General features: G+C 61.0%; 19 protein-coding genes and 2 pseudogenes. 13 read left to right on the top strand and 8 right to left on the bottom strand.

Annotation, left to right across the window (positions count from 1 at the left end; translation table 11 throughout):
* The 5 genes from JFT80_RS10990 to rsd all read left to right on the top strand — a co-directional run.
* Positions 1-767: uroporphyrinogen-III synthase (locus tag JFT80_RS10990; RefSeq protein ID WP_201147880.1), on the top strand; the 767-nt coding region annotated here is incomplete at its 5' end.
* Positions 768-783: 16 nt separating this feature from the next.
* Positions 784-1938: a uroporphyrinogen-III C-methyltransferase gene (locus tag JFT80_RS10985; protein ID WP_201147879.1), complete on the top strand. Its 1155-nt coding sequence runs from the start codon at positions 784-786 to the stop codon at positions 1936-1938.
* On the top strand, positions 1935-3173 hold the full coding sequence (locus tag JFT80_RS10980) for a heme biosynthesis protein HemY (RefSeq protein WP_201147878.1): 1239 nt from the start codon (positions 1935-1937) through the stop codon (positions 3171-3173). Before JFT80_RS10985 ends, JFT80_RS10980 begins: the two co-directional genes overlap by 4 nt.
* Before the next feature lie 243 nt (positions 3174-3416).
* The gene (locus JFT80_RS10975; protein WP_201147877.1) at positions 3417-3968 is read left to right on the top strand and encodes a disulfide bond formation protein B; all 552 of its coding nucleotides are present in this window, start codon (positions 3417-3419) and stop codon (positions 3966-3968) included.
* A gap of 184 nt (positions 3969-4152) precedes the next feature.
* On the top strand, positions 4153-4611 hold the full coding sequence (gene rsd, locus JFT80_RS10970; protein ID WP_201147876.1) for a sigma D regulator: 459 nt from the start codon (positions 4153-4155) through the stop codon (positions 4609-4611).
* A gap of 62 nt (positions 4612-4673) precedes the next feature.
* On the opposite strand, the gene JFT80_RS10965 is transcribed toward rsd, so the two are convergent.
* Complete coding sequence (locus JFT80_RS10965) at positions 4674-5339, bottom strand: FKBP-type peptidyl-prolyl cis-trans isomerase (RefSeq protein ID WP_201147875.1); 666 nt, start codon at positions 5337-5339, stop codon at positions 4674-4676.
* A gap of 192 nt (positions 5340-5531) precedes the next feature.
* Between JFT80_RS10965 and JFT80_RS10960 the strand changes: the two genes are divergently transcribed.
* On the top strand, positions 5532-6701 hold the full coding sequence (locus JFT80_RS10960; protein WP_201147874.1) for an AlgP family protein: 1170 nt from the start codon (positions 5532-5534) through the stop codon (positions 6699-6701).
* Here the strand turns inward: JFT80_RS10960 and JFT80_RS10955 are convergent.
* Positions 6698-7162 carry a TIGR02444 family protein gene (locus tag JFT80_RS10955; protein WP_201147873.1) on the bottom strand — a complete coding sequence of 155 codons (465 nt, stop codon included), beginning with the start codon at positions 7160-7162 and terminating at the stop codon, positions 6698-6700. The genes JFT80_RS10960 and JFT80_RS10955 overlap by 4 nt on opposite strands.
* A 50-nt stretch (positions 7163-7212) precedes the next feature.
* Between JFT80_RS10955 and JFT80_RS10950 the strand changes: the two genes are divergently transcribed.
* The 5 genes and pseudogenes from JFT80_RS10950 to JFT80_RS10930 all read left to right on the top strand — a co-directional run bounded on the left by JFT80_RS10950 (position 7213) and on the right by JFT80_RS10930 (position 13153).
* The gene (locus JFT80_RS10950; RefSeq protein WP_201147872.1) at positions 7213-9123 is read left to right on the top strand and encodes an ATP-binding cassette domain-containing protein; all 1911 of its coding nucleotides are present in this window, start codon (positions 7213-7215) and stop codon (positions 9121-9123) included.
* Positions 9123-9703 (top strand): annotated as a pseudogene (locus JFT80_RS10945) (mechanosensitive ion channel domain-containing protein). Before JFT80_RS10950 ends, JFT80_RS10945 begins: the two are co-directional and overlap by 1 nt.
* A gap of 149 nt (positions 9704-9852) precedes the next feature.
* Positions 9853-10485 carry a LysE family transporter gene (locus JFT80_RS10940; protein WP_201147871.1) on the top strand — a complete coding sequence of 211 codons (633 nt, stop codon included), beginning with the start codon at positions 9853-9855 and terminating at the stop codon, positions 10483-10485.
* A 214-nt stretch (positions 10486-10699) separates the two neighbouring features.
* Positions 10700-12598, top strand: coding sequence for an FTR1 family protein (locus JFT80_RS10935; protein WP_201147870.1), 1899 nt, complete (start codon positions 10700-10702; stop codon positions 12596-12598).
* 100 nt (positions 12599-12698) lie between these two features.
* Positions 12699-13153 (top strand): annotated as a pseudogene (locus tag JFT80_RS10930) (YaiI/YqxD family protein).
* A gap of 158 nt (positions 13154-13311) precedes the next feature.
* On the opposite strand, the gene elbB reads toward JFT80_RS10930, so the two are convergent.
* Both elbB and JFT80_RS10920 read right to left on the bottom strand, forming a co-directional pair.
* A complete protein-coding gene (gene elbB / locus JFT80_RS10925; protein WP_201147869.1) occupies positions 13312-13980 on the bottom strand; it encodes an isoprenoid biosynthesis glyoxalase ElbB in 669 nt (222 codons plus the stop codon).
* Positions 13981-14291: 311 nt separating this feature from the next.
* The gene (locus JFT80_RS10920) at positions 14292-14876 is read right to left on the bottom strand and encodes a DedA family protein (protein WP_201147868.1); all 585 of its coding nucleotides are present in this window, start codon (positions 14874-14876) and stop codon (positions 14292-14294) included.
* Between the two features lie 207 nt (positions 14877-15083).
* On the opposite strand from JFT80_RS10920, the gene hemB reads away from it, so the two are divergent.
* On the top strand, positions 15084-16097 hold the full coding sequence (gene hemB / locus JFT80_RS10915; protein ID WP_201147867.1) for a porphobilinogen synthase: 1014 nt from the start codon (positions 15084-15086) through the stop codon (positions 16095-16097).
* Positions 16098-16115: 18 nt separating this feature from the next.
* Positions 16116-18338, top strand: coding sequence for a polyphosphate kinase 1 (gene ppk1, locus JFT80_RS10910; RefSeq protein WP_201147866.1), 2223 nt, complete (start codon positions 16116-16118; stop codon positions 18336-18338).
* 113 nt (positions 18339-18451) lie between these two features.
* Here ppk1 and ppx read toward each other — a convergent pair whose 3' ends face one another.
* From ppx to JFT80_RS10890, 4 genes are all read right to left on the bottom strand, one after another.
* The gene (gene ppx, locus JFT80_RS10905; RefSeq protein WP_201147865.1) at positions 18452-19954 is read right to left on the bottom strand and encodes an exopolyphosphatase; all 1503 of its coding nucleotides are present in this window, start codon (positions 19952-19954) and stop codon (positions 18452-18454) included.
* Positions 19955-20188: 234 nt separating this feature from the next.
* Positions 20189-20926, bottom strand: a complete 738-nt coding sequence (locus JFT80_RS10900) for an amino acid ABC transporter ATP-binding protein (RefSeq protein ID WP_201147864.1) — start codon at positions 20924-20926, stop codon at positions 20189-20191.
* A complete protein-coding gene (locus JFT80_RS10895) occupies positions 20913-21563 on the bottom strand; it encodes an amino acid ABC transporter permease (RefSeq protein WP_201147863.1) in 651 nt (216 codons plus the stop codon). The genes JFT80_RS10900 and JFT80_RS10895 overlap by 14 nt, the downstream gene beginning before the upstream one ends.
* Positions 21560-22234, bottom strand: coding sequence for an amino acid ABC transporter permease (locus JFT80_RS10890; RefSeq protein WP_201147862.1), 675 nt, complete (start codon positions 22232-22234; stop codon positions 21560-21562). The genes JFT80_RS10895 and JFT80_RS10890 overlap by 4 nt, the downstream gene beginning before the upstream one ends.
* Between the last annotated feature and the right edge of the window lie 4 nt (positions 22235-22238).

Below are 22238 nucleotides of genomic sequence, written 5' to 3'. Positions count from 1 at the left end.
TGACTTGCTGGCGCCTGTTGCTGACGCGTCCAGCCGATGAGTCGATGGCACTGGCTGGCGTGTTGATGGACGCGGGAGTTTTCAGCAGCAGCTTGCCGCTTTTGGACATAGAGCCTCTTCCCGTTTCTGCCAACATGCGCGAGGTGATCCAGAGGCTGGATCGCTTCGATGCGGTGATCGTGGTCAGCAAACCCGCCGCCAGGATCGCCGTCGAGTTGCTCAGCCAGTATTGGCCAGAGCCACCGGCCTTGAAGTGGTTCAGCGTCGGCGCGGCTACCGCGCAGATACTCGATAAGCATCGTCTGGACGTCAGCTTTCCCGAGCAGGGCGATGACAGCGAAGCATTGCTTGAGCATGACGCGTTTCGCCAGGCAATCGCCGGGCCTGCTTCGCGTGTGTTGATCATGCGCGGGGAGGGCGGGCGCGAGTTGCTCGCTGAGCGTTTGCGCGGGCTTGGTGCTAGTGTCGAGTATCTGCAGTTGTACCGTCGCGAATTGCCCCACTACCCGCCGGCAACGCTGCCTGAGCGGATCTGCGCGGAACGCTTGAACGGGCTGGTGGTCAGCAGTGGACAGGGTTTTGAGCACTTGCATCAATTGGCTGGCGATTCCTGGCCGCATTTGGCGCAGTTGCCGTTGTTTGTACCGAGCCCCCGGGTCGCCGAAATGGCACGTGCTGCCGGGGCGCAAATAGTTGTGGATTGTCGTGGCGCCAGTGCCGCGGCCTTGCTGACGGCGTTACGGGAGCATCCCGAACCCGTTCTCTAATGCAAAGGATGGATACGTGAGCGAAACAGCCTTGCCTAAAGATGACGTCCAGCCAGTGCTGCATGCCCCGGTTGAAGATCCGATTGATACCGTACCTCCTGCTCCCGTGCAGCGCCGAGGCAATGGACTGGCCATCGTCGCCCTGTTGCTCGGTGCTGCCGGGGTTGCGATCGGTGGCTGGGGTGTCTGGCAGGTGCGCCACCTGCAAAGCAACACTCAACAGCAGTTGGGTCAGGTGCAGGCGCTGAACGATCAGGCGCAGAGCTTGAAGCTCAATGAGCAACGCCTGAGCGCTCGGTTGGAGCAACTGCCCCCTGCCGATGAACTTGAAGCCCGCAGCCGCTTGGTGGCTCAGTTGCAAGGCGATCAGCAGCGCCTGAACCAGCGCCTGGAGACCATCCTCGGTGCCAGCCGCAAGGACTGGCGCCTGGCTGAGGCGGAGCATTTGTTGCGTCTCGCCAGCCTGCGTCTGTCTGCTTTGCAGGACATCAGCAGCGCTCAGGCCCTGGTCCAGGGTGCCGACGAAATTCTGCGCGAACAGAACGATCCGGGCTCCTTCGCTGCCCGCGAGCAAGTGGCCAAGACCCTGGTCGCGCTGCGCAGCACCGAGCAGCCGGACCGCACCGGACTGTTCCTGCGCCTGGGCGCATTGCGCGACCAGGTGATTAACCTCACCGAGCTGGCGCCGGAGTACAAGGACCGTGGCGAGTCGTTGCTGGGCCTGACCGCCGATGGCGATGGCGCAAGCCGCTGGGCTCAATGGTGGGACCAGATCTCGCGCTACATCCGCCTCGACTTCAACGCCGACAAGAATGTTCGCCCATTGCTGGCAGGCCAGAGCCTCAGCCAGGTGCGCCTGGCGCTTAGCCTGGCCCTGGAGCAAGCCCAGTGGGCTGCACTGAATGGTCAGGCCCCGGTGTACACCCAGGCCCTGGCCGAAGCCCGGGACATACTCAAGGGCAACTTCAACCCGGACAACCCGCAGAGCAAAGTGATGCTTGAGCAGGTGGGTGAGCTGAGCAAACAGCCGGTGACCGTGGTGACCCCGGACCTCACTGGCGCACTGAGCGCGGTGCAAGGGTACCTGGAGCGACGCAACGTCAACGCCGAGGACTCCGTCAAGCCGATGGCCAAGCCTGCCGCTGACACCGCGCAGGAGGCCACGCCATGAAACGCCTGTATGTGATCGTGTTTCTGGTGATAGCTGCTGCGGCCGCGCTGGGCCTGGCGATTGCCGAGCATTCCGGCTACGTGCTGATCGCCTACAAGAGCTTTCGTTTCGAATCGAGCCTGTGGGCTACCCTCGCGCTGGTGGCCGTTTTGTGGCTGGTGATTTGGGGCATCAAGGCGCTGATCGAACTGGTGATGACATCCAGTGGCGTGGTCAATCCCTGGTCGCGACGCAATCGCAGTCGCCGCGTGCAGGTCGCGATCGAACATGGCCAGCTGGATCTGGCCGAGGGCCGCTGGGCCAGTGCGCAGCGTCACCTGCATCGAGCTGCGGAAGCCGAGCGCCAACCGCTGCTTTACTACCTCGGCGCTGCCCGCGCGGCCAACGAACAAGGCAAGTACGAAGAGAGCGACAACCTGCTCGAGCGGGCGCTCGAGCGCCAACCACAGGCCGAGCTGGCGATTGCCTTGAATCATGCGCAACTGCAGACCGATCGAGGCGACACCGAGGGTGCCCTGGCGACGCTTCAAGCCATGCACGAGCGCCATCCGCATAACGTGCAGACGTTGCGCCAGCTGCAACGCCTGCATCAACAACGGGGCGATTGGTCGGCAGTGATCCGGTTGTTGCCGGAATTGCGCAAGGACAAGGTACTGCCACCTGCCGAGCTGGCCGACCTGGAACGCCGTGCCTGGGGTGAGAACCTGTCCCTGGCAGCGCAGCGGGAAGAGGACGGCACTGTCGGCCTGCAGTCGCTCAACAGCGCCTGGCAGAAGCTGACATCGGCCCAGCGCCAGGAGCCGCAACTGGTGCTGGCCTACGCCGAGCAGCTGCGCCAACTGGGTGCCCAGGTGGAAGCGGAAGAGGTGCTGCGCACAGCGCTCAAGCGTGATTACAACAGCCACCTGGCGCGTCTTTACGGGCTCGTGCGCGGTAGCGACCCGGTGCGGCAGCTGCAAACCGCCGAGGGCTGGCTCAAGGATCATCCGGCCGATCCGAGCCTGCTCCTGACACTGGGCCGCCTGTGCCTGCAAAGCAGTTTATGGGGCAAGGCGCGAGACTATCTGGAGAGCAGCCTGCGAGTGCAGCGTAATCCGGAAGCCTGTGCAGAACTGGCGCGGTTGCTGGCGCAATTGGGTGATACCGAACGCAGCAATCAGCTGTTCCAGGAAGGGTTGGGCCTGCTGGACGAACGCTTGCTGGCGGCACCGTTACCCGTACGGATCCGCGCTTGAGTTCGAGGTAGGGAGCTCGAGATGAGGGGGCTCGCTCCCTCGTCAAAAAGCACCCTGCTGCTGTCAGATTATTCCCCTCAATGTGCCGAGTCGGCTTATTCCTACAGACGGTTACGTCAGATCCTAGCGCATCTGTCGTGGTTTCCCACCCTCGCTGTGGAACTCTCCCTGCTGTAGTACCTTGAAAGATCCGCGCGCTTTCCTCTAACGTAATTGCCTGTCTCTTACTGTTACGGAAATGCCATGTCTTTGGCCCGCACACGCTCCTTGTTCTTCATGGTTTTCGTCGCAGGTGCCCTGGCGTTAGGCATTTCCTATTACCTGCAATACGCAGTCGGCCTCAGGCTGTGCGGCCTGTGCATCCTGCAGCGCGGCTGCCTGTGGTTGCTCACGGGGGTGTGCTTGTCTGCTTGCCTGCATGGCCCTGGCCGTGCGGGTACGCTGGTGTATGGGTTGCCGGTGTTGATCAGCAGTGTGGCGGGAACGGTTACGGCATGGCGTCAAGTCGTGCTGCAGAGCGATCCGCTGCATCACCTGTCCGACTGCTCCGCGAGCCTGGCTGATGCTTTTGCCAATACATCCTGGTCGGGCGCACTGAAGCAGATGTTCGAAGGTACTTTCGATTGTGCCGAGATTTCATGGACGCTGTTCGATCTGAGCATCCCGGAGTGGAGCCTGCTGTTCTTCTTTGCAGTGACAATTGTGGTTGTTTTTCAACCGCTCGGGCTTCTGTGGCGCACCTTTCGGCGACCGCTCAGCGGCGAAGCGTCGCACCGAGGGCTGGTCAGGGATTAAACACTTGTATGAACTTTATCTCCTGCGTACCTTGAAGCCATAGGCGTGCGGGCATAATCTGGCCCGCACGTGTCATTGGATTTATGTTGCTCGATGACGCTCTGCCCGGCCGCCCTCCAAGCGATAAACCAGAAGAGAGGCGCGGGTGTAGAGCAGCATGACCCACAAGGGAAGAGAGATCGCCATGCTCGAAAGTTGTCAGAATGCTCAGGAACGTTGGGGTGGAGTGCATCTGCTGATCGATCGCTGGTTGCAGGAGCGTCACGAACTGGTGCGGGCTTATGACGATCTCGGCGAAAAGCCCGAGGCGCTGAGCGAGAGCCGCAAGCCCTTGCAGGAATTCTGCGGTGTGCTGGTCGATTACGTGTCGGCCGGGCACTTCGAAATCTACGAACAGCTGACGGGCGAAGCCAAGGCGTTCAACGACAAGCGGGGTCTCGAGCTTGCCGAAACGCTCTACCCGCGCATCGACGTCATCACCGAGAAACTGCTCGCGTTCAACGATCTGTGCGATGAAGGCAAGTGCGTTGTCGAGAAGTTCAAGGAACTCGGCGGTCTGCTCCACGAGCGCTTTGAGCTTGAAGATTGCCTGATCGAAGTGCTGCATACAGCACACAAGGAAGAAGATCCGGTTCAGGCCTGAATTTCTTTGTGCAGTACCTTAAAAAACGGTGCGCTTGGCGCGCCGTTTTTTGTGCCCGGAATTCAGCCTTTCGCGTCGCGTAATTCCACCTCGAATACCAGGGGCGTGAAGGGCGCAATCAGGTCCCCGGCACCTTCGGCGCCATAGGCTTGCGCCGATGGAATCACCAGTCGCCATTTCGCGCCCACCGGCATGTTCTGCAGCGCCGTACGCCAGCCCGAGATCACGCTGTCCAGGCTGAACCATTGCGGCTGGCTGTTTTGATCGAACACCGTGCCGTCGGGGAGGCGTCCGATGTACAGCACCTGTACCTTGCCATTCGGACCGGCCTTTGCTCCGGCACCTGGCGTCAGTTCCGTCAGCAGGATGCCGTCCTCGATTTCCCGAGCGCCAGGTCGGGCCTTTTCCTCGGTGAGAAAACGCTGTTCTTTTTCGAGGGCAATTTCGCTTTGCGGCACTGTCGGTTGCTCGGCATTCTGCGATTCGTGATCGGCCAGAATCTGCTCGATGCGTGCTTCGCTGAGCGCCAGCGGCTTGCCTTGATAGGCCTGCTGCAAGCCTTCGATCAACGCCTGAATCTGTAGCTGCGGGACTTCCTGACGCAGCCGTTCGCCGAGGCTGGCGCCGAGGCTGTAAGCAAGATCGTGAGCGTCATTCGCGGTGGTTTTGTCGTCGGCCTGGGCCGCCGAAAAAACCATGCAGAGGGATAAAAAAAGGTAGCGCGACATGGGCACTCTCCAACCTGAGATGCGGTGGATTATGCCAGCGCAAACGTCTGCAACGGTGAACTGCTTTCGGGCGGGAGCAGAAGTTTTGCTGTCAGGTGCAACGCAACGGAATTGATACTGTCAAGATGACCTAGCGGCGGTAGCAGCAGAGGTCTAGTATGAGCCGCACTCACGTCAGCCAGGAGGTAAACCATGTCGGCCACCAAGAAGCCTGTAAATACTCCGTTGCACTTACTCCAACAACTCTCGGGCAGCTTGCTCGAGCATTTGGAAAACGCTTGCTCGCAAGCCTTGGCTGATGCTGAAAAATTGCTCGCCAAACTGGAAAAGCAACGCGGCAAGGCGCAAGAAAAACTGCACAAATCCCGCACCAAATTGCAGGACGCAGCTGCCGCCGGTAAAGCCAAGGCGCAGACCAAAGCCAAAGGCGCAGTGAAAGAACTCGAAGACCTGCTCGATGCCCTGAAGGATCGTCAATCCGAGACCCGCAACTACATCCTGCAACTCAAGCGTGATGCCCAGGAAAGCCTGAAACTGGCCCAGGGTGTCGGTCGTGTTCAAGAGGCTGTCGGCAAGGCGTTGTCCCTGCGTTCGGCCAAGCCTGCTGCGGCACCTGCCAAGAAAGCCGCAGCCAAATCGACAGCTGCAAAAGCACCCGCCAAGGCTGCTGCCAAACCAGCCGCGAAAGCACCGGTGAAAGTGGCTGCTAAAAAACCAGTGGCTGCCAGTGCTGCCAAGCCGGCTGCTAAATCGGCTGCGGCAAAACCAGTTGCCAAGCCAGCGGCCAAAACTGCTGCGGCAAAACCGGTAGCCAAGCCGGCGGCGAAAACCGCTGCAGCCAAACCTGCTGCTAAATCCGCAGCGGCAAAACCAGCTGCTGCCAAAACCGCTGCTGCAAAAGCGCCTGCCAAACCTGCCGCTAACAAACCGGCTGCAGCAAAAAGCGCAGCAGCCAAACCAGCTGCTAGAACTGCAGCCGCGAAGCCTGCTGCCAAACCTGCTGCAGCTAAACCGGCCGCGGCGAAACCTGCTGCCAAGCCGGCCGCCAAACCTGCTGCAAAAGTGGCGACCAAGCCTGCTGCCAAAACGGCCGCTGCGAAACCTGCTGCCGCTGCCAAGCCAGCCACCGCTGCAAAACCAGCTGCGGCCAAGCCAGCTGCAAAACCTGCAGCCAAGCCAGCGGTGAAAAAACCCGCCGCTGCGAAGCCGACTTCGACCCCCGCTGCCAAGCCGGCAGCGCCTGCATCATCGTCGAACTCAGGTCCGGCTTCGCCAACCACCGGCAGCACTTCGGCCCCTGCGGCGGCGCCAACGCCAGCTGCATCGTCGAACACAGGCACTACCCCAACCAGCGCTTCCTAAGTGCCGGTCACCGCGACGCGCAGCTGATGCAGCGCGTCGCGGCCAACGTTGGTGGTGTCCGCCGCGACACCTTCCAGCCAGGCCGTTGATCCGGCCTTGTCATTCTGCGGCCACTGCTGCGCGGTTTTTTCCAGTCGCGACAAAAGAATCCGCTCACCTTCAAGTTCCAGCGCCTTGACTTTTTCCCGCAAGATATTGAGGTCTGTATCGTCAGCTGCGGCGGCTTTCCATTGGCCGCGTAATGCACGAAGGGGCTGAATCACGCCCGCATCCCAGCCTTCGACTACTTCCCGCAGTTCCAGCAATCGCAGTTCGTTAAAGACTACCCCTCGGTGTTCCAGCCACAATCCGCACAGCAGCAGGCACACGTTCGTGCCCGCCGATTGCAGTTGCAGGCACGCCCGCTCAGCGCCGGGCCTCGCGTAGGTGGCAAGGGAAAAGCTCCACAGGTCAGAGGACATCGTGCTACTCGCGCCAGTTGTGAGCGAAGCTGGTAGACTCCGCCGCCATTATGATCCGACTTCAGAACCTGACTTTACAGCGTGGCCCGCAACGTCTGCTAGAAGACGCCGAGCTGACCCTGCACGCCGGCCACAAAGCCGGCCTCATCGGTGCCAACGGCGCCGGCAAATCGAGCCTGTTCGCCTTGATTCGGGGTGAATTGCACCCGGACTCGGGTGACTGCTACTTGCCGGCCGACTGGCGCATCGCCCATATGCGCCAGGAAATCGAGACGCTCGAGCGTCTGGCGGTCGACTATGTGCTCGATGGCGACCTGCGTCTACGCGAGGTGCAACGTGACCTCGCTGCCGCCGAGGCTGCCCATGACGGTGCCGCGCAGGCCCGCCTGCACGCCGAACTCGACAGCGCCGATGGCTACACCGCCGATGCGCGCGCGCGCAAATTGCTCGCCGGTCTCGGTTTCACCAATGAGCAGATGGATCGTCAGGTCGGTGATTTTTCCGGCGGCTGGCGGATGCGTCTGAATCTGGCGCAGGCCTTGATGTGCCCGTCGGACTTGTTGTTGCTCGACGAACCGACCAACCACTTGGATCTCGACGCGATCATCTGGCTCGAAGAGTGGCTGAAAAGCTACCCGGGCACCTTGCTGTTGATTTCCCACGACCGCGATTTCCTCGACGAAGTCGTCGACCACGTGGCGCATGTCGATCAGCGCAAAATCACCTTGTATCGCGGCGGCTACACCGCGTTCGAACGCGCCCGTGCCGAACGCCTGGCCCAACAGCAACAGGCCTACGAGAAGCAGCAGGCGCAGCGAGCGCATATGGAAAGCTACATCGCGCGCTTCAAGGCCCAGGCCACCAAGGCCCGTCAGGCGCAGAGCCGGATCAAAGCGCTGGAGCGGATGGAAGAGCTGTCGGCGGCCCACGTCGATTCGCCGTTCGATTTCGTCTTCCGCGAATCAACCAAGATCTCCAGCCCGCTGATCGACCTGTCCGACGCGCGTCTGGGCTACGGCGATAAAACCATCCTCGAGAAGGTCAAGCTGCAACTGACCCCGGGTGCGCGGATCGGTCTGCTCGGCCCGAACGGCGCGGGTAAGTCGACGCTGATCAAGAACCTTGCCGGCGAGCTATCACCGATCGCCGGGCGCCTGACCCGTGGCGAGAACACCGTGGTCGGCTACTTCGCTCAGCATCAGCTCGATTCGCTGGACTCCAAGGCCAGCCCGTTGTTGCACATGCAGCGACTGGCGCCGACCGAGCGCGAGCAGACCTTGCGTGACTTCCTCGGCGGTTTCGACTTCCGTGGCGCGCGGATCGACGAGCCGGTGCTGAATTTCTCCGGTGGCGAAAAGGCTCGTCTGGCCCTGGCGTTGATCGCCTGGGAACGTCCGAACCTGCTGCTACTCGACGAACCGACCAACCACCTCGACCTGGAAATGCGCCTGGCACTGACCATGGCGTTGCAGGAATTCAGCGGCGCGGTACTGGTGGTGTCTCACGATCGGCACTTGCTCAAGAGCACCACCGACAACTTCTATCTGGTTGCCGATGGCAAGGTCGAAGAGTTCGATGGCGACCTCGAAGATTACGCGCGTTGGCTGGTGGAATACCGTCAGCGCAATGCGCCGGTCAGCAACACCCCGGTCAACCCGGACAAGACCGACAAGAAGGCTCAGCGTCAGGCTGCCGCTGCACTGCGTCAGCAACTGGCGCCGCACAAGCGTGAAGCCGACAAGCTCGAAGCCGAGCTGGGCAAGCTTCACGAGAAGCTCGCCAAGGTCGATGCCAGCCTCGGCGACAGTGACATCTACGAGCCGGCGCGCAAGCACGAATTGCGTGATCTGCTGGCCGAACAAGCCAAGCTGAAAGTGCGCGAAGCCGAGCTTGAAGAGGCGTGGATGGAAGCGCTGGAAACCCTGGAAAGCATGCAAGCGGAGCTGGAGGCGCTGTCCTGATGGAAGCGTTCCAGTTGCCGTTGCCAGCCGTGTGGATCGAGCCGATCTGGCTCGGCGTGCAGATTCTGCTGATCCTGCTGGCCGGTTACATCGCCCAGCGCTTTGTCGCCAAATGCCTGACCCGCCTGGGGAGCGTTATCCGTTTCCCCCTCAGCTGCTGCTGCCGCTGCGAGGCGGCCTGCGCTGGCTGATCATGGGCAGTGCGCTGATTTTCGTGCTGGAGCGCCTGGGCGTGTCCGCGACAGTGCTGTGGACAGCATTGTCCGGTTTTGTTGCGGTCGCGGCGGTGGCGTTCTTCGCCATGTGGAGCGTGCTGTCCAACTTGCTGTGCGCGATCCTGATCTTCACCGTGGGGCCGTTTCGCATTGGCGACGTGGTCGAACTGGTCGATACCACCGACAAGCCGGGCGTGAAGGGGCGGGTGATCGCGATCAATCTGCTCTACACCACCTTGATCGAGGCCGAAGAGCTGGGCACCGGCAGTGCCATGGTGCAAGTGCCCAACAGCCTGTTCTTCCAGCGTTCGGTTCGGCGGTGGCGGGGGAGTGATGTGTTTCCTTCGAGCGGGTTCGAGAAGTAATCCTCAAGATCACAAGATCACAGCCTTCGGCAGCTCCTACAGGAGGCGCGTTTCCATGCAGGAGCTGTCGGAGGCTGCGATCTTTTGCTTTTCCCCCCGAGCCGCATTAGCTTAGAGACCTGTCAAAAGAGTCTCGGTCGAGGTGTGCGATGGAGCTTCAAACATGGCTGGCGTTTTTCGCCGCCTGCTGGGTGATCAGTCTTTCTCCGGGCGCTGGCGCCATTGCGTCGATGTCCAGCGGTCTGCAATACGGTTTCTGGCGTGGCTACTGGAACGCCCTCGGCCTGCAAATCGGCCTGGCGGTGCAGATCGCGATTGTCGGCGCCGGCGTTGGCGCGATCCTGACTGCTTCGGCTACCGCGTTCCATGCAATCAAATGGTTCGGTGTCGCTTACCTGGTTTATCTGGCGATCAAGCAGTGGCGTGCGCTGCCTATGGACATGAGCGATGACGCGGCGGTGCGGCCGATCGGCAAGCCGCTGGCATTGGTGTTCCGTGGTTTTCTGGTGAACATCAGCAACCCCAAGGCACTGGTGTTCATGCTGGCGGTACTGCCGCAGTTCATCAATCCACATGCACCGCTGCTGATCCAGTACGTGGTGATCGGCGCCACCATGGTCTGCGTCGACCTGATCGTCATGGCCGGTTACACCGGCCTGGCGTCCAAGGTGCTGCGCATGTTGCGTACTCCCCAGCAGCAGAAACGCATGAACCGCACGTTTGCCGGTTTGTTTATCGGCGCGGCAGCGTTCATGGCGACGTTGCGCAAAGCCGCAGCGTAAAGCCCCGATGCTGGAAAAAAGCGACCTGCGGGTCGCTTTTTTGTTTAATGCCCATCCGTATAACCCGAAGCCGAAAGCTGATTACCGCGCGGTGCGCGGGACAAGCAATCGCAAAATAACCAGACAATCGGCATCGAGCCTGCGAACAACGCTTGAGTGAATCTCATTCGAAGTGAACAATATGTAACTTCGTATTTCCTACTGAGATTCATTCATGATTGCCCCGTCGCGATTCCTGGCCTGGCTGTTAATCCCCTTGGCAGCCTTATGCAGCACCAGACTGCTGGCCGACCCCGTGGACGGCGCCCCACAGGCGCTGCATGGGCTCGATTACATCGCAGCGGATTACCCGCAGACGGTGCAGGCAGGCAGGGTGGTCAAGGAGTCCGGTTATCGAGATCAGCTCGATTCGCTCCAGGCCGTGCAAGGCTTGATCAGTGCAATGCCGGCCAAACCGGAGCAAGCCGCTTTGCTGCAGGGCGTCAATTCGCTGCGCAACGCCATTACCGAGCGTCAGGATGGCACCGACGTGGCTCGTCAGTCCCGGCAGCTCGCGGCAAAGCTGGCAGTGGCCTATGAAATCAGCCAGGCACCGATCATTACCCCCGATCCGACCCGAGGTGCGCCGTTGTACGCCCAGCATTGCTCGGTGTGCCATGGTGATGCGGGAGCCGGCGATGGCCCGGCAGGCGTCGGCCTGACACCGCCACCGTCGAATCTGCGCGACAGCGTGCGCATGGATCACCTGAGCCTCTATGCGATCTATAGCACCCTGGGCCTGGGTATCGAGGGCACCGACATGCCAGCGTTCGCCGATCAACTGGATGATCGCCAGCGCTGGGACCTGGCCACCTACATTGCCAGCTTCAGCGCCGCCCCGGATGCTGGCGCTGTTGAAAAGACCTACAACATTGCCGACCTCGCCCGTCAGACGCCTGCCGAAGTGCAGGCTGGCGAAGGTCCGCAGGCCGCCGCGGCCTATCGTGCGCAGCGCGCTCAGCCGCCGCAGGTCAAACGTGGCCCGGCGCAACTGCTCGATTACACCGCAGCCACGCTGGACAAGAGCATCGCTGCCTACCGGGCCGGGGATCACGATCAGGCCTATGACTTGTCGGTGGCGGCGTACCTGGAAGGGTTTGAGCTGGTCGAGAGCTCCCTGGACAACGTCGACGCCAATGTACGCAAAGACACCGAAAAATCCCTGATGGCCTACCGCCAGTCCCTGCAGGATGGCTTGCCGGTGGCCCAGGCCCAGCAGCGCCTGGATACTGCGAAAGGTAAATTGAAAGAGTCTGCCGGCCTGTTGGGCAGCGATGGCTTGAGCTGGTCCCTGAGCTACATTTCCGGGTTGTTGATTTTGCTGCGCGAAGGTCTGGAAGCGATTCTGGTGCTGGCGGCGATCCTCGCATTCCTGCGCAACACCGGCCAGCAATCTGCGGTACGCAGCGTTAACGTCGGTTGGGGCCTGGCGCTGCTGGCCGGCCTTGCCACCTGGGGTCTGGCCGCCTACGTTATCGACGTCAGCGGCTCGCAGCGCGAGTTGCTTGAAGGTGCCACCGCGTTGTTCGCCAGCGTGATGGTGCTGTGGCTCGGGGTGTGGATGCACGATCGTCGCCACGCCGCGGCCTGGCAGAATTACATCAAGAGCAGCCTGGTGGGCGGCGGCGGACGGTTCGGGTTTGCAACCCTGGCGTTCTTCTCGGTTTATCGTGAGTTGTTCGAAGTGATCCTGTTCTACGAGACCCTGTGGCTGCAGGCGGGGCCTGCCGGGCATAACGCAGTGCTCGCAGGCGGGGCGACGGCGCTGGTGCTGCTGGTCGGTCTGGCCTGGGTGATCCTGCGCGGCTCGGCCAAGCTGCCGCTGTCGTTGTTCTTCAGCATCAACGCCGCGTTGTTGTGCGCGCTATCGGTGGTGTTTGCAGGTCATGGGGTCAAGGCATTGCAGGAGGCGGGGATTTTCGGCACGCGTCCGGTGCCATTCTTCGAATTCGACTGGCTGGGCATTCACGCGGATGCCTACTCGTTAAGTGCCCAGATGGTGGCGATTATCGCGATAATCGTGCTGTATGGGCGTAGCTGGTTGGCGCAGAAGCGTCGGGTTCAGGTTTCCTGACCCGAGTAAACCTGGAAAGATCGTAGCCTGCGGCAGCTCCTACAGGGAGTAGGCATGTCGATGCCGGCTGCGATCTGTTCGGTTTTTCAGAGGAAATGTGATGCGCGTTTGGATAGATGCCGACGCCTGCCCACGGGCGGCCAAGGACCTGGTAGTGAAGTTCGCTCTCAAGCGCCAGTTTGAAGTGGTGCTGGTGGCCGGCCAACCGCAAATCAAGCCGGGCCTGTCACTGGTGAAATTGATCGTGGTGCCCAGCGGCCCGGATGCAGCGGACGATTATCTGGTGGAACACGCAGTGCCGGGCGAGCTGGTGATTTGCAGTGACGTACCGCTGGCCGACCGATTGGTGAAGAACGGCGTCACCGTGCTGGATCCGCGAGGCAAGGAGTTTGACGCGCAGAACATGGGCGACCGGCTGGCTGTACGTAACCTGTTCACCGACCTGCGTGAACAAGGCCAGATGAGCGGGGGCCAGCGCCCTTTGGCGAACGTGAGAAGCAAGCGTTCGCCAATTCGCTGGACCGTATCCTGACTCGACTGTCCCGCAAGCCCTGAGCCCACCTAGAACCTGATACGAAATCCTGTGAGCGGCCCCCTGTGGAAGCGAGCCTGCTCGCGATGACACCGGCACAGTCAACATCGCTTGCGGCGGCCACTCCGCTATCGCGAGCAGGGTCGCTTCCACACTGCCGATGCCCACACTCATGCCTGCATCACACGTCGTTTTCGTGAGTCAGTTCGAGCACGCGATCCACCAGTTTGTTAATCCCTGAGGCCGCTTCACTGATCGACTGCGCCAGCATGTACGCTGGGGTGCTCACCAGTTTGCGTGCCTTGTCTTCGATGATGTCGCTGACGGCGCAATCTTCGTGGGTCGCGCCCATCTTGTTCATGGCGGTGGCGGTGTCGGCATCGTTGCCGATGGTGCAGGTCACGCCCGGGCCGTAGATTTTTGCCGCAAGTGCCGGCGAGATGCACATCAGGCCGACCGGTTTGCCCGCTTCGGCAAACGCCTCGGCCAACGCCAGGACTTCAGGCTGCACTGAGCAGCCCGCGCCTTCGACGGCAAAGTTGGAAAGGTTCTTCGCCGCACCAAAACCACCGGGCACGATCAGCGCATCGAAGTCGTCGACGTCGGCCTCGCGGATGTCCTTGATATTGCCACGGGCAATGCGCGCCGATTCCACCAGCACGTTGCGCGACTCGGGCATTTCTTCGCCGGTCAGGTGATTGATCACATGCAATTGCGCGATGTTCGGGGCAAAGCACTGCACCTGCGCGCCGCGTTGATCGAGGCGCAGCAGGGTGATGACGCTTTCATGGATCTCGGCGCCGTCGTACACGCCACTGCCGGACAGGATCACTGCAACTTTTTTGCTCATGGGTTTCTCTCCAGATTCATGGCGCTAAATGTCCACTAAATTGTCGCGCGTTGCCATAGGGTTAATGTGCGGTAACAACCAGGGCGGGCCGCCCCAACATGGGGCTGGCCCGGAGCAGAAGGCTTTCTAAATGGATCGCAACGAAGCCAGGGTGTTCATTATTTGCGAGCGTCTGTCACGCGGCGTGGCGACGCGCGCAGGGGTGCGACGTGCGGGGGCGCATCGGGTGAGCAGGAGCGGTCTCTACGGGGTGCAGGGACCGTTTTATTCGGTGGGCGTCTTGGGCGCTGCGGCCTTGGCCTGTTCAGCTTTCAATGCCTGCTCGTCGGCATAGACTTTTTTGCCAGCTGGGCGTTCTTGAAGCGCCGGCGCAGCCACAGGCCCACGCCCAGGACCAGCAGGGCGCCCAGCACCCATAGCTCGTACTTCTTGACGCTGCCAAGCATGCCTTCCAGCACGGCACCAAAATGATACGCGGCCGCCGCCAGTGCCGAAGCCCAGATCGCCGCGCCAATCCCGTTCAGCAACAGATAACGTCCCGGTGGATAGCCCGACAGACCGATCGCCACGGGCATTACCGTGCGTAACCCGTAGACGAAGCGGAAGCTCAGGACCCAGATGTCCGGGTGCTTGCGGATGTGTTCCAGCGCCCGATCGCCCATCAACTGCCAGCGCGGCTTGCGCGCCAGCAATTTGCGCCCGTGCTTGCGGCCAAGGAAATACCACAGCTGATCGCCCGCATAACTGCCACAGAACGCGACTATGGTGACGATCTTGATGTCCATGTAACCGCGGAACGCAAGGAAGCCCGCGAGTACCAGAATGGTTTCGCCTTCGAAGAACGTGCCGAGGAACAAGGCAAAGTAGCCAAAGTCATGCAGAAATTGTTGGAGCATTGTCTGGGTGCTGGCGAAATGAACGCGCAGCCTAACCCTTCGGACACATTCATGAAAGTGTCGAAATGTGTCTCGACGTGAACAATTCCTACACTGAGAATGGAATGCGGCTACGTGTCACGGGTCTCACGCAACTGTCATCTGTTAGTCATAATGGCCGTCTATAACTGTCACGCTCGCCCGTTTGCGCGGGCTCAGGAGTCCGCCGTGAGCTTTACCCCTGCCAACCGTTTGTTCCCTGCAACCCGCCTGCGGCGCAATCGTCGTGACGATTTTTCGCGTCGGCTGGTGCGGGAAAATGTGCTGACGGTCGATGACTTGATCCTGCCGGTGTTCGTGCTCGACGGTGAAAACCGCCGCGAAGCCGTGGCGTCGATGCCGGGCGTAGAGCGCTTGACCATCGACCTGCTGCTTGAAGAAGCGGCGAAATGGGTCGAACTGGGGATTCCGGCGCTGGCGCTGTTCCCGGTGACGCCTCCTGAACTCAAATCCCTCGACGCTGCCCAAGCCTGGGATCCCGAAGGCATTGCCCAGCGCGCGACCCGCGCCCTGCGTGAGCGCTTCCCGGAACTGGGGGTGATCACCGACGTCGCCCTCGACCCGTTCACCACTCATGGTCAGGACGGTATTCTCGACGAAGAAGGCTACGTGCAGAACGACATCACCGTCGACGCACTGGTGCGCCAGGCCCTGTCTCACGCCGAAGCCGGCGCGCAGGTGGTTGCACCGTCGGACATGATGGACGGTCGCATCCAGGCCATCCGTGAAGCGCTGGAAATCGCCGGTCACGTCAACGTGCGGATCATGGCCTACTCGGCCAAGTACGCCAGCGCCTATTACGGCCCGTTCCGCGATGCTGTGGGTTCGGCGTCGAATCTTGGCAAAGCGAACAAGGCTTCTTATCAGATGGACCCGGCCAACAGCGACGAAGCGCTGCACGAAGTCGGTGCGGACTTGTCTGAAGGCGCGGACATGGTCATGGTCAAGCCGGGCATGCCATACCTGGACATTCTTTTCCGGGTAAAAGATGCCTTCAAAGTGCCGACCTTCGTCTATCAGGTTAGCGGCGAATACGCCATGCACATGGCGGCGATCCAGAATGGCTGGTTGAGCGAGGCGGTGATTCTTGAATCACTGACCGCCTTTAAACGTGCCGGCGCTGATGGCATCCTGACTTACTTTGCTGTCCGTGCCGCTCAATTGTTACGAGAGCAGAAATAGCCCTCCCAGGAACATTCAATGAATACCGAAGGACTCACTGAAGTTGCAGTAAAAGAAGCTCAGCCGGTGGTGGAGCAAATCACCGAAACCCCGCCGGAGCTGGAGCCTGCGCCACCCGCGCCGGTGGCCGAAACCGCTGCGGCGGTGCCGGCGATTGCCATTCCGGGCCTGGATGACAGCAGCCTGTATATCCACCGCGAGCTCTCGCAACTGCAATTCAACATCCGCGTGCTGGAACAGGCGCTGGATGAGTCCTACCCGTTGCTGGAGCGGCTGAAGTTCCTGCTGATCTTCTCCAGCAACCTCGATGAATTCTTCGAAATCCGTGTCGCCGGCCTGAAAAAGCAGATCACCTTCGCCCGTGAACAGGCGGGCGCCGATGGCCTGCAACCGCATCAGGCCCTGGCACGCATCAGCGAGCTGGTGCATGGTCACGTTGATCGTCAATACGCGATCCTCAACGACATCCTGCTGCCGGAGCTTGAAAAGCATCAGGTGCGCTTCATCCGTCGCCGTAACTGGACGACCAAGCTCAAGACCTGGGTGCGCCGCTATTTCCGCGACGAGATCGCGCCGATCATCACCCCGATCGGCCTCGACCCGACGCACCCGTTCCCGTTGCTGGTGAACAAGAGCCTGAACTTCATCGTTGAACTCGAAGGCATTGATGCCTTTGGTCGCGACTCCGGTCTGGCGATTATTCCGGCGCCGCGTCTGCTGCCACGAATCATCAAGGTGCCGGAAGAGGTTGGCGGCGCTGGCGACAACTACGTGTTCCTCTCGTCGATGATTCACGCGCACGCCGATGACCTGTTCCAGGGGATGAAGGTAAAAGGCTGCTACCAGTTCCGTCTGACCCGAAACGCCGACCTCGCGCTCGATTCCGAAGACGTCGAAGACCTGGCCCGCGCGCTGCGTGGCGAGTTGTTCTCGCGTCGTTACGGTGATGCGGTACGTCTGGAAGTCGCCGACACCTGCCCGAAACATTTGTCGGACTACCTGCTCAAGCAGTTCAACCTGAGCGAGACCGAGCTGTATCAGGTCAACGGCCCGGTCAACCTGACGCGACTGTTCAGCATCACCGGTCTGGACAGCCATCCGGAGCTGCAATACACGCCGTTCACCCCGCAGATCCCGAAACTGCTGCAAAACAGCGAGAACATTTTCAGCGTGGTCAGCAAACAGGACATCCTGCTGCTGCACCCGTTCGAGTCGTTCACGCCAGTGGTCGACCTGCTGCGCCAGGCGGCGAAAGACCCGCATGTCCTGGCCGTGCGCCAGACGCTTTACCGCTCCGGCGCCAACTCGGAAATCGTCGATGCGCTGGTCGATGCCGCGCGTAACGGCAAGGAAGTGACCGCGGTCATCGAGCTGCGCGCGCGCTTCGACGAAGAGTCCAACCTGCAACTGGCCAGCCGTCTGCAAGCGGCCGGTGCGGTGGTGATCTACGGCGTGGTCGGCTTCAAGACCCACGCCAAGATGATGCTCATTTTGCGTCGCGAGGCCGGAGAGATCGTGCGTTACGCGCACCTCGGCACCGGTAACTACCACGCCGGCAACGCCAAGCTCTATACCGACTACAGCCTGCTGACCTCCGACGATGCCTTGTGTGAAGACGTCGGCAAACTGTTCAGCCAGTTGATCGGCATGGGCAAGACGCTGCGCATGAAGAAGCTGTTGCACGCGCCGTTTACCCTGAAGAAGGGCATGCTCGACATGATTGCCCGCGAGACCCAGTTCGCCGTTGAAGGCAAACCGGCGCACATCATCGCCAAGTTCAACTCGCTGACCGATCCGAAGATCATCCGCGCGCTGTACAAGGCCAGCCAGTCCGGCGTGCGCATCGATCTGGTGGTACGCGGCATGTGCTGTCTGCGTCCGGGGATTGCCGGGGTTTCGCACAACATCCATGTGCGCTCGATCATCGGCCGCTTCCTCGAGCACACGCGGGTGTTCTACTTCCTCAACGGCGGCGAGGAGCAGATGTTCCTCTCCAGCGCCGACTGGATGGAGCGCAACCTCGACAAGCGTGTGGAGACTTGCTTCCCGGTGGAAGGCAAAAAGCTGCTGACCCGCGTGAAGAAAGAGCTGGAGCTGTACCTGACCGACAACACCCACAGCTGGAGCCTGCAGTCGGATGGCCGTTACATCCGCAACACGCCAACCGGCAACCAGAACCCGCGCAGCGCGCAGGCGACGTTGCTGGAACGCTTGGGCAGCCCGATCCTGGCAGTGCGTTAAGCCTCAAGGGGCATAAAAAATGGCGATCCCTGCGGATCGCCATTTTTTGTCCCTGTGAAGGCAAGACTCGCCGGCAGTGGCATTCGCAAGATTGCGGCATTCCCTGTAGGGCACTACCGGACGTTGAGGGTGAAGCCCACCCGGGTAAGCCACTCCGCTTCCAGGGCAAAATCCGCCTGGGTCAGCTGGTTTTCATCCAGCCAGTTGGCCGGGAACAACACATCCAGGCTGTCGCCATTGGCCCGCAGGACCACCTGGGGCATTTCCTGGGTGCCACGGATGTGGTGGAACAGGATCGCGAAGCGCAGCAGCACGCACAGGCGGATCAGCTTGCTGCCGTCACTGCCGAACTCGGCAAACTTGTCCCGGGGAATGTTACGGCGATGGCCGCGCACCAGCAGTGCGAGCATCTGCTGGTCTTCGCGGGAGAAGCCGGCGAGGTCCGAGTGCTCGATCAGGTAGGCGCCATGCTTGTGGTAATGATAGTGAGCGATGTCCAGGCCCACTTCGTGAACCTTGGCCGCCCAGCCCAGCAGTTCGCGCCAGACACCGTCATCCAGGTCCCAATCTTCGGCTACCTGGTCGAAGGCGTGCAGCGCCTTGCGTTCTACCCGCGCCGCTTGTTCCAGGTCGACGTGATAACGCTCCATCAGCGAGCTCAGGGTGCGCTCACGGACGTCTTCGTGATGATGACGGCCCAGCAGGTCGTAGAGCACCCCTTCACGCAGCGCGCCGTCACAGTGATCCATGCGTTGCAGTTCGAGGGCGTCGAAAATCGCTTCGAGAATCGCCAGGCCCGCCGGGAAGATTGTCCGGCGATCAGGCTTGATGCCTTCGAAATCGATCTTGTCGACGTCGCCAAGCTTGAACAGGCGACGCTTGAGCCACGCCAGACCTTCTGCGTTCACTTCGCCAGTGCCGTGCCCGCCAGCCTTCAGCGCCAGGCCGATGGCGCGGATGGTGCCTGAGGAGCCGATGGCTTCATCCCAGGTCAGGCGATGCAGGGCGTGCTCAATGCTCATGATCTCCAGCCGCGCCGCGGTGTACGCCTGGGCGTAGCGGGCCGGGGTGATCTTGCCATCCTTGAAATAGCGCTGAGTGAAGCTGACACAGCCCATTTGCAGGCTTTCGCGCAATAAAGGCTCGAAACGCTGGCCGATGATGAATTCGGTACTGCCGCCGCCGATGTCGGCCACCAGACGCTTGCCCGGGGTGTCGGCGAGGGTGTGCGACACGCCCAGATAGATCAGGCGCGCTTCTTCACGACCGGAAATGACTTCCACCGGGTGGCCGAGGATTTCTTCGGCGCGGTGGATGAACTCGAGGCGGTTGCGCGCTTCACGCAAGGCGTTGGTGCCAACGATGCGCACGGCGCCGAGCGGCATGCCGTTGATCAGTTGGGCAAAGCGCTTGAGGCAATCGAGGCCGCGTTGCATCGATTCTTCGTTGAGCTTGCGCTCATCGTCGATGCCGGCAGCCAACTGAACCTTCTCGCCGAGCCGCTCGAGAATGCGGATTTCGCCGTTCTGGGCCTTGGCCACGACCATGTGAAAGCTGTTGGAGCCCAGGTCGATTGCGGCGATCAGGGACAGATTCTTGGCTTGGGATTGCGGCATGGTCAGGGGGTCTCGGTCGATAACCCCGACATCGTGCCACGATCAAACGCTGGCGCCAACGCGCATGGTTCAAACCGTTGATTCAGCGCAGGAAAGCTTGAGACCGCAGCGCGGCTATTCGCGAGCAGGCTCGCTCCCACAGGTTTTGCGTCGAACACAAAATCATTTCCCGCCACAGAACCCTGTGGGAGCGAGCCTGCTCGCGAAGGCGTTCGCCCGGGCACCGCAGATCCTTCAGGCTGTCGCTTCAGCGGTGCCAATAAAGTTCGCCAGCTCCGCCGTCTGCGGATTGGCAAACAACACCTTCGGATCCCCCACCTCATGCACCTTGCCATGGTGCATGAACACCAATTTATCGCCGACCTCGCGGGCAAAGCGCATTTCGTGGGTGACCATGATCAGTGTCATGCCTTCCTTGGCCAGTTGCCGCACCACGCTGAGCACTTCGTTGACCAGTTCCGGGTCGAGCGCCGAGGTGATCTCGTCGCACAGCAGCACCTTTGGCGACATCGCCAACGCGCGCGCAATCGCTACCCGTTGCTGTTGGCCGCCGGACAATCGATCCGGGAAGGCGTCAAATTTTTCCCCCAGGCCGACCCGTTCGAGCATCTCGCGCGCCAGTTCCGCTGCCTTGGCTTTCGGCACTTTCTGCACCACTTGCGGTGCAAGCATGACGTTTTCGCCAACGGTCAGGTGCGGGAACAAGTTGAACTGCTGAAAGACCATGCCGACTTTCTGCCGCAGGCTGCGCAGGTCGGCGCGGGCGGCGTCGAGATACTCGCCGTCGACTTCAATCACACCGTCGTTGATCGACTCCAGGCCATTAAGCGTGCGCAGCAAGGTCGATTTGCCCGAACCGCTGCGGCCGATGATCGCCACCACCTGGCCTTCCTCGACGGTCAGGTCGATGCCTTTGAGCACATGATGATCGCCGTAGTATTTATGCAGGGCGGAAATTCTAAGCAGAGGCATGCAGTCTCCTTTCCAGGTAGCGCGCACTGAGGGACAAGGGGTAGCAGAGCAGGAAGTAGCCGAGGGCGACGAGGCCATAGACCATGAACGGTTCAAACGTGGCGTTGGCGAGCATGCCGCCGGTCTTGGTCAGTTCGGTGAAGCCGATGATCGAGGTCACTGCGGTGCCTTTGACCACTTGCACCGAGAAGCCCACGGTCGGCGCCACGGCAATGCGCAGCGCTTGCGGCAGGATCACGTAGCGCAGTTGCTCCAGCGGATTCAGCGCCAGACTCGCCGAGGCTTCCCACTGGCCATTCGGAATCGACTCCACGCAACCGCGCCAGATCTCCGCCAGATACGCACTGGTGAACAAGGTCAGGGCAATCGCTGCGGCCGTCCACGGTGATATTTCGATCCCGGCCAGCGCCACGCCGAAGAACACCAGAAACAGCTGCATTAACAGTGGCGTGCCCTGGAACAGTTCGATCCAGGTGCGGGCGATATTGCTCGACACGGCGTTTTTCGAGATGCGCATGATCAGGATCAGCAGCCCGACGAGCCCGCCGCCAATAAACGCCACCAGCGACAACGCCAGTGTCCATTGCAGGCCGACGAGCAGGTTGCGCAGGATGTCCCAGAAGGTGAAATCGCTCATACGCGGCTCCCGCTTCGGCTGATGTAGCGACGGCCGATCCAGTTCAGCAACTGGCGGATCAGCAGCGCCATGCACAGGTAGATCAGCGTGGTCAGCGCATAGGTTTCAAAAGCGCGGAAGTTGCGCGACTGAATAAAATTGGCGGCAAAGCTCAACTCTTCGGTAGCGATCTGCGAACACACCGCCGAACCGAGCATGACGATGATGATCTGGCTGCTCAGTGCCGGCCAGACCTTGCCCAGCGCCGGCAGCAGGATGACGTGGCGAAACGCTTCGAAGCGAGTCATCGCCAGCGCTGCGGCGGCTTCCAGCTGGCCTCGGGGGATCGCCTGAATGCCGGCGCGGATGATTTCCGTGGAATAGGCGCCCAGGTTGATCACCATCGCCAGTACGGCGGCCTGCCATTCGGAAATCTGCACACCCAGTGACGGCAGGCCGAAGAAGATGAAAAACAACTGCACCAGGAAGGGTGTGTTGCGGATCAACTCGACGTAAACCCCGAAAATCACCGAGAACGGGCGAATGTTCCACGCCCGTACCAGCGCGCCAACGATGCCGAGCGCCACCCCGAATACCGCGCCAATGGCGGTCAGTTCAAGGGTGAACAACGCACCGCGCAGTAGCAGGTCGGTATTTTGCACCACCGGTAGAAAGTCGAACTGGTAAGCCATGTCA

The organism is Pseudomonas sp. TH10, assembly GCF_016651255.1.
GTDB lineage: Bacteria > Pseudomonadota > Gammaproteobacteria > Pseudomonadales > Pseudomonadaceae > Aquipseudomonas.
Note: the sequence above shows the minus strand (reverse complement) of the source record. Positions and strands in the feature narration are given on the sequence as shown.

Excerpts from the sequence above, each read along its gene's own strand:
- JFT80_RS10980 (WP_201147878.1), top strand. The coding sequence starts at position 1,935 with ATGAAACGCCTGTATGTGATCGTGTTTCTGGTGATAGCTGCTGCGGCC.
- JFT80_RS10975 (WP_201147877.1), top strand. The coding sequence starts at position 3,417 with ATGTCTTTGGCCCGCACACGCTCCTTGTTCTTCATGGTTTTCGTCGCA.
- rsd (WP_201147876.1), top strand. The coding sequence starts at position 4,153 with ATGCTCGAAAGTTGTCAGAATGCTCAGGAACGTTGGGGTGGAGTGCAT.
- JFT80_RS10965 (WP_201147875.1), bottom strand. The coding sequence starts at position 5,339 with ATGTCGCGCTACCTTTTTTTATCCCTCTGCATGGTTTTTTCGGCGGCC.
- JFT80_RS10960 (WP_201147874.1), top strand. The coding sequence starts at position 5,532 with ATGTCGGCCACCAAGAAGCCTGTAAATACTCCGTTGCACTTACTCCAA.
- JFT80_RS10955 (WP_201147873.1), bottom strand. The coding sequence starts at position 7,162 with ATGTCCTCTGACCTGTGGAGCTTTTCCCTTGCCACCTACGCGAGGCCC.
- JFT80_RS10950 (WP_201147872.1), top strand. The coding sequence starts at position 7,213 with ATGATCCGACTTCAGAACCTGACTTTACAGCGTGGCCCGCAACGTCTG.
- JFT80_RS10940 (WP_201147871.1), top strand. The coding sequence starts at position 9,853 with ATGGAGCTTCAAACATGGCTGGCGTTTTTCGCCGCCTGCTGGGTGATC.
- JFT80_RS10935 (WP_201147870.1), top strand. The coding sequence starts at position 10,700 with ATGATTGCCCCGTCGCGATTCCTGGCCTGGCTGTTAATCCCCTTGGCA.
- elbB (WP_201147869.1), bottom strand. The coding sequence starts at position 13,980 with ATGAGCAAAAAAGTTGCAGTGATCCTGTCCGGCAGTGGCGTGTACGAC.
- JFT80_RS10920 (WP_201147868.1), bottom strand. The coding sequence starts at position 14,876 with ATGCTCCAACAATTTCTGCATGACTTTGGCTACTTTGCCTTGTTCCTC.
- ppk1 (WP_201147866.1), top strand. The coding sequence starts at position 16,116 with ATGAATACCGAAGGACTCACTGAAGTTGCAGTAAAAGAAGCTCAGCCG.
- ppx (WP_201147865.1), bottom strand. The coding sequence starts at position 19,954 with ATGCCGCAATCCCAAGCCAAGAATCTGTCCCTGATCGCCGCAATCGAC.
- JFT80_RS10900 (WP_201147864.1), bottom strand. The coding sequence starts at position 20,926 with ATGCCTCTGCTTAGAATTTCCGCCCTGCATAAATACTACGGCGATCAT.
- JFT80_RS10895 (WP_201147863.1), bottom strand. The coding sequence starts at position 21,563 with ATGAGCGATTTCACCTTCTGGGACATCCTGCGCAACCTGCTCGTCGGC.
- JFT80_RS10890 (WP_201147862.1), bottom strand. The coding sequence starts at position 22,234 with ATGGCTTACCAGTTCGACTTTCTACCGGTGGTGCAAAATACCGACCTG.